This window comes from Bordetella petrii (genome assembly GCF_020991325.1).
GTDB lineage: Bacteria > Pseudomonadota > Gammaproteobacteria > Burkholderiales > Burkholderiaceae_B > Bordetella_A > Bordetella_A petrii_E.
Window position 1 is genome coordinate 1 of record NZ_JAJMLX010000195.1, and the last position, 8,722, is coordinate 8,722.

General features: G+C 66.6%; 10 protein-coding genes. 9 read left to right on the plus strand and 1 reads right to left on the minus strand.

Annotated features, from left to right (window positions below):
- The 4 genes from LPZ50_RS17500 to LPZ50_RS17515 all read left to right on the plus strand — a co-directional run.
- On the plus strand, nucleotides 1-248 hold a 248-nt coding region (locus LPZ50_RS17500), incomplete at its 5' end, for a nucleotide-binding domain containing protein (protein WP_329957677.1).
- The gene (gene pdxA / locus LPZ50_RS17505; protein WP_230663078.1) at nucleotides 245-1,300 is read left to right on the plus strand and encodes a 4-hydroxythreonine-4-phosphate dehydrogenase PdxA; all 1,056 of its coding nucleotides are present in this window, start codon (nucleotides 245-247) and stop codon (nucleotides 1,298-1,300) included. The genes LPZ50_RS17500 and pdxA, both read left to right, overlap by 4 nt.
- A gap of 4 nt (nucleotides 1,301-1,304) precedes the next feature.
- Nucleotides 1,305-2,210, plus strand: a complete 906-nt coding sequence (locus tag LPZ50_RS17510; RefSeq protein ID WP_230663080.1) for a GntR family transcriptional regulator — start codon at nucleotides 1,305-1,307, stop codon at nucleotides 2,208-2,210.
- 88 nt (nucleotides 2,211-2,298) lie between these two features.
- Nucleotides 2,299-3,171, plus strand: a complete 873-nt coding sequence (locus tag LPZ50_RS17515; protein WP_230663082.1) for an MOSC domain-containing protein — start codon at nucleotides 2,299-2,301, stop codon at nucleotides 3,169-3,171.
- A gap of 14 nt (nucleotides 3,172-3,185) precedes the next feature.
- Here the strand turns inward: LPZ50_RS17515 and sugE are convergent, their stop codons facing one another.
- Nucleotides 3,186-3,500 carry a quaternary ammonium compound efflux SMR transporter SugE gene (sugE, locus tag LPZ50_RS17520; protein ID WP_230663084.1) on the minus strand — a complete coding sequence of 105 codons (315 nt, stop codon included), beginning with the start codon at nucleotides 3,498-3,500 and terminating at the stop codon, nucleotides 3,186-3,188.
- Nucleotides 3,501-3,688: 188 nt separating this feature from the next.
- On the opposite strand from sugE, the gene LPZ50_RS17525 reads away from it, so the two are divergent.
- The 5 genes from LPZ50_RS17525 to LPZ50_RS17545 form a co-directional block, all read left to right on the plus strand.
- On the plus strand, nucleotides 3,689-4,735 hold the full coding sequence (locus LPZ50_RS17525; RefSeq protein ID WP_230663086.1) for a CDP-6-deoxy-delta-3,4-glucoseen reductase: 1,047 nt from the start codon (nucleotides 3,689-3,691) through the stop codon (nucleotides 4,733-4,735).
- 188 nt (nucleotides 4,736-4,923) lie between these two features.
- On the plus strand, nucleotides 4,924-6,180 hold the full coding sequence (locus LPZ50_RS17530) for a D-amino acid dehydrogenase (RefSeq protein ID WP_230663088.1): 1,257 nt from the start codon (nucleotides 4,924-4,926) through the stop codon (nucleotides 6,178-6,180).
- A gap of 4 nt (nucleotides 6,181-6,184) precedes the next feature.
- Nucleotides 6,185-7,519, plus strand: a complete 1,335-nt coding sequence (locus LPZ50_RS17535) for an extracellular solute-binding protein (protein WP_230663090.1) — start codon at nucleotides 6,185-6,187, stop codon at nucleotides 7,517-7,519.
- Between the two features lie 44 nt (nucleotides 7,520-7,563).
- Nucleotides 7,564-8,184, plus strand: coding sequence for a TetR/AcrR family transcriptional regulator (locus LPZ50_RS17540; protein ID WP_230663092.1), 621 nt, complete (start codon nucleotides 7,564-7,566; stop codon nucleotides 8,182-8,184).
- A gap of 133 nt (nucleotides 8,185-8,317) precedes the next feature.
- On the plus strand, nucleotides 8,318-8,722 hold a 405-nt coding region (locus LPZ50_RS17545), incomplete at its 3' end, for a TrbG/VirB9 family P-type conjugative transfer protein (protein ID WP_230663094.1).

Genomic DNA, 8,722 nt, shown 5'->3' on the forward strand with positions numbered 1-8,722 from the left:
TGGTGCGCGCCGGCGATGTCGCCGGCGTCGTGGCCACGGGCGGCGACGGCGCTAGCGCGGTGCTCGATGCCTTGCAGGCCGGCGGTATCGCGCTGGTCGACGAAGTCACCGGAGGCGTGCCGCTGGGCACCCTGACGGGCGGGCCGGCCGCCGGCTTGCCCATCGTGACCAAGGCCGGAGGCTTTGGCGCGGAAGACGTATTGATCCGGGCCGCGCGTGCGGTCCGCGAACGGAGATTTAAATCATGACGCAAGAAGCCACGCCCCAACGCATTCCCACCCTGGCCGTCACCCTGGGCGACGTTGCTGGTATCGGACCTGAAATTACCGCCAAGATGTTGCTGGGCCACGACGAACTGCGCCAGCGTGCGCGGCTGGTGGTGGTGGGCGACGCGGGCGCGCTGCGCAAGGCCGTACAGGCCCTGGGCGCGGACGCCTCGCGCGTGAAAGTGGTGGAAGGGCCCGAGCACATCGATAATGCGCCGGGCACCATCGAAGTCATCCAGGCCGGCCCATCGCTCGAGCACGTGCCGCTGGGACAACTGCACGCCGATGCCGGCGACGGTTCGGTGCGCTTTGTCACCACGGCTTGTGCGCTGGCGCGCGAAGGCCGCATCGATGGCATCGTGACCGCGCCGCTCAACAAGGCCGCCATGCATATGGCCGGCCATAAATGGCCCGGCCACACCGAGCTGCTGGCGCATGAGTTCGGTGTGAAGACTTTTTCGCTGGTGCTGTCGGCCGGCGACCTGTACATCTTCCATGCCACCACCCACGTATCGCTGCGCCAGGCCATCGAAGACGTCAATCCGCAGCGCATGCGGGCGGTATTGCGCCTGGCCGGTTCCTTCGCGCAGGCACTGGGCCGCGGCGACGAGCCCGTGGCGGTGGCGGGGCTGAACCCGCACGCCGGCGAGAACGGCATCTTCGGCAATGAAGATGCCGATATCCTGGTGCCGGCCGTGGCCGAGGCCAATGCCGCGGGCATCCGCGCGGCGGGCCCGATCCCGGCCGATGCGCTGTTCCCGCAGGCCGTGCGCGGCAAATGGAAATTCGTCATCGCCTGCTACCACGACCAGGGGCACGCGCCCTTCAAGTCGGTGTACGGCGATGACGGCGTGAACATCACCGTGGGCCTGCCGGTGGTACGGGTGTCGGTCGACCACGGCACGGCCTTCGACATTGCCGGCAAGGGCGTTGCCCGTGAAGAAAGCCTGGTGCTGGCGGCCGAACGCGCCGCCCATCTGGCTCCCGGCTGGTCGCATGTATGGGAAACTGCGCGCTCCACCACCGGAGGCTGATCCCATGGCGTTGCCCGCCGATCCCGATGTGCCGCTGGACCGATCCAGCGGCCATCCCCTGCATGTGCAAGTCGCCCAGGCGCTGCGCCAGGACATTCATGGCCGGCAATTGCCGCCGGGCACCGTCCTGCCCAGCGAGGCGATACTGTGCAGGCAGTTCGGCGTGGCGCGCAGTGTCATACGGCAGGCGCTGGCAGCCCTGGTTTCCGAAGGCCTGATCCGCCGCGACCCTGGCCGCGCGCCCACTGTGGCGCCTCCGGTGGAGCACCACCGCATGGTGCAGCGTTCAACGGGCCTGTTCGAACAATTTGCCAGCACGGGCACCACGTTGCGCACGCGCGTGCTGCGCTTCGAAGCCACCGAGCCCCCAGCCGAGGTGGCGGCTTTCTTCGGTTCCGGCGACACCCTGCTGCTCGAACGGCTGCGCCGTGTCGATGCCGAGCCGCTGGCCTTCGTGCGCACCTGGTTGCCGCGTGCGCGCTTGCAGGGGCTGGCCGCCAGCCATCTGCAGGATACCTCTTTGCACCGCACGCTGGTCCAGCGCTTCGGCCTGCGTCCGGGACGGGGCCGCAATCGCATCCGCGCCGTCGGCGCCGACGCCTTATTGGCCGATGCCCTGCAAGTGCCGGAAGGCAGCCCGCTGCTGATGCTGGAAGGGCAGGGGTTCGACCAGCACGGGCAGGCGCTGGAATGGTTCACCACCTGGCACCGCGCCGAGAAGCTGGTGTTCGATGTGGATGTCACGGCCGCCGGCGAGCACATTCACGCGGCCCTGCCGGGCGAGTCCGCCGCCATGCCGGCCCGGTCCGCGGTTCCCGCCCAGGATCCGTCGCTCGACTCGATCGAGGCCTCGTTGCTGGCCGCGCTGGAAACCGTGCGCAAGTTGCGGCGCGGCGGTTCCGGCACATAGCGCCACGCCACGGCCGGCCCCATGCGCGGCGCGCCGGCGCGGATGCGGATGCTATGCTAGCCCGCACCCTGCCCATCATCATGCCGCCATGACCGCCCGCATCGCCAGCCTGCATATCTATCCCATCAAGTCCTGTGCCGCCATCGATGTGGCCGAATCGTCCATCGACCGCGCCGGCCTGGCGGGCGATCGCCGCTGGATGATCCTGACGGCGCAGGGGCAGTTCATGACACAGCGCCAATGGCCGGCCATGGCCTTGATCCGGCCGGCCATGACCCCCAACGCCCTGGAGCTGCGGGCGTCCGGCATGCCGGTGCTGCGCGTGCCGCTCGATGGTTCACAGCTGTCCGCCGTGCCGCGCCAGGTAACCGTCTGGAAAGACACCGTGCCGGCGCGCGAGGAAAGCAGCGAGGCTTCCGCCTGGATCAGCCAGGTGCTGGGCGAACCCTGTGTGCTGGTCAAAGTCGATGTGCAGGCGCGGCGTCCCGCCAGGCCGGAATGGGTGGATCGATGGCTCGACAGCCACCCCGATCTGGCCAGCCGGTTCGCGGGGGATCATATATTCGGCTTCGCCGACGGGTTTCCCCTGTTGATCGCCAACCAGGCTTCGCTGGACGAGCTCAACGGCCGGCTGGGCGCGCAAGGCCAGCCGGCCGTGCCCATGAACCGTTTCCGGCCCAACATCGTGATCCAGGGGGAATGGGAAGCCTACGATGAAGACCATACGGCGATGGTGTCGGTGGCCGATGTGCACATGGCGCTGGTCAAGCCTTGCACCCGCTGTCCCATGCCTAATATCGACCAGTTCACCGCCCAGCGCCATGACGAACCGGGCCGTACCCTGGCCACCTACCGCAAGTTCGATATCGGTGTGGTGTTCGGCCAGAACGCCATCGTCGGCGCCCCGGCCGGAGCCACCCTGAAGGTGGGCGACATCGCCGAGATCGAACTCGACTTCTAGCCGGCGTGCGTCCGTCAGGTCGACAGTTTCAGCCCGATCAGCCCGGCGGCAATCAACAGCACGCTGGCCACGCGCATCCAACTGAGCGATTCGCCGAACAGCACGATGCCCGCCACGAAGGCGCCCAGCGCCCCTATGCCTACCCACACCGCGTAGGCCGTGCCCAGCGGCAACGTCTTCATCGCCACCGACAACAGCCAGAAGCTGATGAGCATGCCCACGAGCGTGATAACGGATGGGACCAGGCGGGTGAAGCCGTACGTGTATTTCAGGCCGATGGCCCAGACAACTTCAAACAGCCCCGCCAGTACAAGAATGATCCAGGTCATGGAGTGCCCCTTTTCAGGAAGTGGCCGGCATGTGTGCCGGCATAGGGGCCGTCCCCGGATTGAGTGCGGCCGGCTATACGCCGGCGGCTGCCCTGAGCCGTCCCAGGACACTAAAGATTATAGAATATCAGACTAATGTCCGTCAGTAAGTTACTGGCGCCGCGTATCGTCCCCTAAAGATCGTACTCATGAGTTTCCAGGTTACCGTACAGCCCAGCCAGCACCAGTTTTCCGTCGAGGCCGGGCAGACCGTGCTCGACGGAGCATTGGCCGCCGGCATCGTACTGCCATACAGCTGCCGCAACGGCGCGTGTTCCACATGCAAGGGCAAGGTCGTGTCCGGCGAAGTCGATGCCGGCGAATATCCGGCCCAGATCCTGTCGCCCGAAGATCTGGCCCAGGGTTACACCTTGTTCTGCCAGGCGCGTCCGCAGTCCGACCTGGTGGTCGAGTCCACCGAAGTCAGGCTGGCCAGCGACATCCAGATCCGCAAGATGCCGGCCCGTGTCGCGGCGCTGGACCTGGCCGCTCCCGACGTCACGGTGCTGCGCCTGCAGTTGCCGGCGGCCGACCCTTTCCGCTACTACGCGGGCCAGTACATCGAAGTCATTCTCAAAGATGGCAAGCGCCGCAGCTATTCCATGGCGGGGGCGCCGCATACCGGCAGCCCACTGGAACTGCACATCCGCCACATGCCGGGCGGGGTGTTTACCGACCATGTGTTCGGCGCGGGCGATACGCAGATGAAAGCACGGGAGATCCTGCGGCTGGAGGGCCCGTTCGGCTCGTTCTTCCTGCGCGAAGACAGCGAAAAACCCATCGTGCTGCTGGCCAGCGGCACGGGCTTCGCCCCGGTGAAGGCCATTGTCGAGCACATGGCTCACCACGAGATCCGCCGCCCCGTCGCGCTGTACTGGGGCGGCCGCCGGCCGCGCGACCTGTACATGCACGAGCTGGCGCAGTCCTGGGAAAAATCGTTGCCGGACTTCCGCTATGTGCCGGTGGTTTCCGACGGCCTGCCCGAAGACGGCTGGACCGGCCGCACGGGTTTTGTCCACGAAGCGGTGCTGCAGGACATGCCGGACCTGTCCGGCTACCAGGTGTATGCCTGCGGCGCGCCGCCCATGGTGGATGCCGCGCGCCGCGAGTTCAGCACGCAATGCGGGCTGCCGGCCGAGGAGTTCTACGCCGATGCGTTCACCTCCGAAGCCGACCTGGCCCGCGCGGATGCCTGAGCCGGGCCGGCGGCTTGGCCGCCACGGATGGGAAACTTTCCGGAGCATATGGATACCGGCCCTTTTTTTGTGTCATAGGCGAGGCTTGTCCAAGGCAGTACACTGCCGCACCGGCACCTCGATCGGATCGAGCCGCGACAGCAGGGGGTCTGCCCGCTGCCGCCCGCGGCGCAAGGAGCAAGTCGCGCATGAAAGTAGCGGTATTGGGTAGCGGCATCATCGGCATCTCCAGCGCCTGGTGGCTGCGCCAGGCCGGCCACGACGTCGTGGTGGTCGATCGCCGTCCGGGTCCGGCCCAGGAAACCAGCCTGGCCAATGGCGGGCAAATTTCCGTGTCATACGCCGAACCCTGGGCCAATCCGCAGGCGCCGCTGAAGTTGTTGAAATGGGTGTTCCAGGACGACGCCCCGCTGCTGTTCCGGCCGCAGCTCGACTGGCGCCAGTGGGTGTGGGGCCTGGCCTTCCTGCGCGAGTGCCTGCCCGGCAGGCTGGCTCCCAATATCCGCGCCATGGTGCGCCTGGCCGAATACAGCCGCGCCACCCTGCAGGGCCTGCGCAGCCAGCTGGGCATCCCCTACGACCACCTCGAGCGCGGTATCCTCAATTTCTACCGCGACCCCCACGAGTTCGAAACTTCGCAAAAGGCCGCCGGCCTGATGCGCGATTTCGGCGTTGAACGGCGGGTGGTCACGGCCGACGAAGTCATCGCCATCGAGCCGTCCCTGGCGCCGCATCGGCGCACCATCGTCGGGGGAGACTACACGCCCGACGACGAAAGCGGCGACGTGCACCTTTTTGCCGCGGGCCTGGCCCGGCAATGCGAGACAGCCGGCGTCGAGTTCCGCTACGAAACCGGTGCCACCCGCCTCATCAGCGAAGGCGGGCAAGTGCAGGGCGTCGAGGTCATCGAGCCGGACGGCCGTTACACGCAGCTCAAGGCCGATGCCTATGTGGTCGCCATGGGCAGCTTCAGCCCGCGGCTGGTCCGCCCGCTGGGCGTGCCGTGCAACGTGTATCCGGCCAAGGGCTATTCCGCCACTTTTGCCGTGCGCGATCCCGAACGCGCGCCCACGGTCAGCCTCACCGACAGCAGCCATAAGGTGGTGTTCTCGCGGCTGGGCAATCGCCTGCGCATGGCGGGCACGGCCGAATTATCGGGTTATTCGCGCGCCCTGAACGCCGGCCGCTGCGAGGCCATGACGCGCCTGGCGCGCGAACTGTTTCCCGACGCCCTCGATTTCGAGAGCGTCAGTTATTGGTCGGGGTTGCGCCCGTCCACTCCTTCGAACGTGCCGCTCATTGGCCGTACCCGCATTCCGAACCTGTACCTGAACACAGGCCACGGCACGCTGGGCTGGACAATGGGCGTCGGTTCGGGCCGGGCTCTGGCCGATCTGCTCAGCGGTCGCAAGCCGGAACCGGAATTTCCTTTTCTTGGTCTGTGAACCTATGAAGACATCGCAATCGACGGGCCTGGCCCGCGCACTGGGCGCCAGCCGGCGCGTCTGGGTTTTCGGAGCTGCCATGGTGGCCGCTGGCGCCGCGCACGCAGCGGACGTGGATATCCAGGTCTGGCACACGCTCAACGGCCCCAACAAGGCCGAATTCGAGAAGCTCACCAAGAGGTTCAACAAAGAGCAAAAAGACGTCAGTGTCGAATTGCGGCATTTCGAAACCGAGCAGGCCCTGCTGCAGGCAGGTACGGCCGCCATCAAGAAAAAACAGGGCCCGAACCTGGTGCAGTTGCCCGACAACCGCTCTCCTGAAGTGGTGTCCGAGCACAAGGCCATCCTGCCCCTGTACCAATTGCTGGCCAAGTACCCCATCAAAGACCTGAACTGGTTCCTGCCCACTACGTCCAGCTTCACGCGCGACGGCAAGGGCCGGCTGCTGGCCTTCCCCTGGATGGCGGAAGTGCCCATCATGTTCTACAACATGTCGTACTACAAAAAAGCGGGGCTCGATCCCAACAAGCCGGCGCGCACCTGGGCCGACCTGCAGGGTGAACTGCTGAAACTGCGCGACGTGGCCAATATCGAATGTCCGTACGCCTCAAGCGACCAGGTACAGGTGCACCTGGAAAACCTGGCGCCGGTGAACAAACAGTTGTTCACCACCAACGACAACGGCCTGTCGTCCGGCAAGGCCAAGCCGGCCTTCAAGTTCGACACCCTGTACATGCGCCATGTGTCGCTGATGGTCAGTTGGAAGCGTTCCCTGCTGTTTACCGCGCATTCCGACAACAACCAGAGCGATCAGTTGTTCGCCAAGGGCCAATGCGCGGTGCTCACTTCCGGTTCCGGCGCGGCGGGCCTGTTCATGAATACCCGTTCGCTGTCGTTCGGCGTAGCTCCTTTGCCGTATTACACGCAAGCCACGCCCGATGCCGGCAGCCCGTTCGTCAGCGGCTCTGCCCTGTGGGCCATCGATGGGCATCCGCAGGCCCAGGAGAAAGCCACCGCGCAATTCCTGGCCTGGCTGGCCAAGCCGGTGAACGCGGCCGAATGGCATCAGCGCACGGGCTTCCTGCCGCTTACCGACGCCGCTTTCCGCGCATCCGATGTGTCGTTCTACGACAAAGTTCCCGGCGCGCACGCCATCATTCAGTCCATGAACGGGGGCAAGCCCTTGTCTACCAGCCGCGGCTTCCGCATGGCCAACTACGAGCAGGTTGAGGCCGTGCTCAACGATGGCCTCAACCAGGCTCTGGAAGGCAAGACCCCGCCCGTGGCCGCGCTGAACAACGCCGCCGAGCAGGCGCGGCGCATCAGCCAAAGCCGTTGACGCCAGCCGGGCCGGGCGGCGTGCCACCCGGCCCGGTATCCGCCATGCCCAGCCCGACGCGCGCCAACCCATCCCCTGAAACACCGGTACGGCGCCGCCTGTCCCGCCAGGCGCGGCTGCGCCAGTTGCTGGACGTGTCCTGGCAGCTCATCCGCGGCGAAGGCACCGACGCGCTGACACTGGGGCGCCTGGCCGAAGAGGCCGGCGTCACCAAGCCCGTGGTCTACGACCACTTCGGCACGCGCAACGGCCTGCTGGCCGCGCTGTACCAGGACTTCGACCTGCGCCAGACAGCGCTCATCGATGCGGCCATTGCCGCCAGCAAGGCCACCTTGAAAGACAAGGCCCGGGTCATCGCCCGTACCTACGTGGAATGCGTGCTGACCCAGGGCCGCGAAATACCGGAGGTGCTGGCCGCCCTGGAAGGAGCGCCGGAACTGAATCAGTTGAAGCGCCAGTATCAACAGGTGTTCATCCAGAAGTGCCGCGCTGTGCTGGCGCCGTTCGCCGGGTCCCGGGGAATTGCGCCAGCAGGCCTGTGGGCCATGCTGGGCGCGGCGGACGCGCTTTCCCATGCGGCGGTGGTAGGCGACATCACCGAGCAGCAGGCGGCCGACGAACTCCACGAAACCATCGTCGCCATGGCCAAGCGCAGCAAGCCCTAGCGGCGCAAGCGCCGCGCCGCGCAAATGAACGAATAGTTCCTTCCGTACATGTCTGTCTAGCCGCGTTTTCCGCGGCAGGCCACCATGCTGTCCACGCGCTTCGATCCAAAGCGCATCTTGATTCGGGACGAGCATGGTTCGAGTTCTACTTCTTGCGCTGACCGCGCTGGGCCTGGCCGGCTGCGCGCCCTGGCCTGGCAGGCCGCGCGACGCCGATCCCGGCATCCTGACTGCCGGCCATTACGATTTCAATTGGCAATTGTCCGGCGATGCCGCGGTGGCGCCTTTACAGGTGTTCAGCGGCGCCGGGCGCACGTGGCTGCAGTTCGCGCCGGGGCGTACCCCGCCCGCGCTGTTCGCCCAAACGCCGGGCGGGCTCCAGCCCCTGCCTTACACGCGTCAGGATCCCTACGTCATCGTCGACGGCGTGTGGCCGGCGCTGATCTTGCGAGGCGGCCACCAGGTCGCGCGCGCAGACAGGCAGGCCCTGCCGCTGGCTCCTGGCGCTGCCTTGCCCGCGCCAACGACCCAGGGGCTG

Bases quoted from the DNA above. Each gene is read 5' to 3' on its own strand.
- pdxA (WP_230663078.1), top strand. From the start codon at position 245: ATGACGCAAGAAGCCACGCCCCAACGCATTCCCACCCTGGCCGTCACC.
- LPZ50_RS17530 (WP_230663088.1), top strand. From the start codon at position 4,924: ATGAAAGTAGCGGTATTGGGTAGCGGCATCATCGGCATCTCCAGCGCC.
- LPZ50_RS17535 (WP_230663090.1), top strand. From the start codon at position 6,185: ATGAAGACATCGCAATCGACGGGCCTGGCCCGCGCACTGGGCGCCAGC.
- LPZ50_RS17540 (WP_230663092.1), top strand. From the start codon at position 7,564: ATGCCCAGCCCGACGCGCGCCAACCCATCCCCTGAAACACCGGTACGG.
- sugE (WP_230663084.1), bottom strand. From the start codon at position 3,500: ATGACCTGGATCATTCTTGTACTGGCGGGGCTGTTTGAAGTTGTCTGG.
- LPZ50_RS17525 (WP_230663086.1), top strand. From the start codon at position 3,689: ATGAGTTTCCAGGTTACCGTACAGCCCAGCCAGCACCAGTTTTCCGTC.
- LPZ50_RS17515 (WP_230663082.1), top strand. From the start codon at position 2,299: ATGACCGCCCGCATCGCCAGCCTGCATATCTATCCCATCAAGTCCTGT.
- LPZ50_RS17510 (WP_230663080.1), top strand. From the start codon at position 1,305: ATGGCGTTGCCCGCCGATCCCGATGTGCCGCTGGACCGATCCAGCGGC.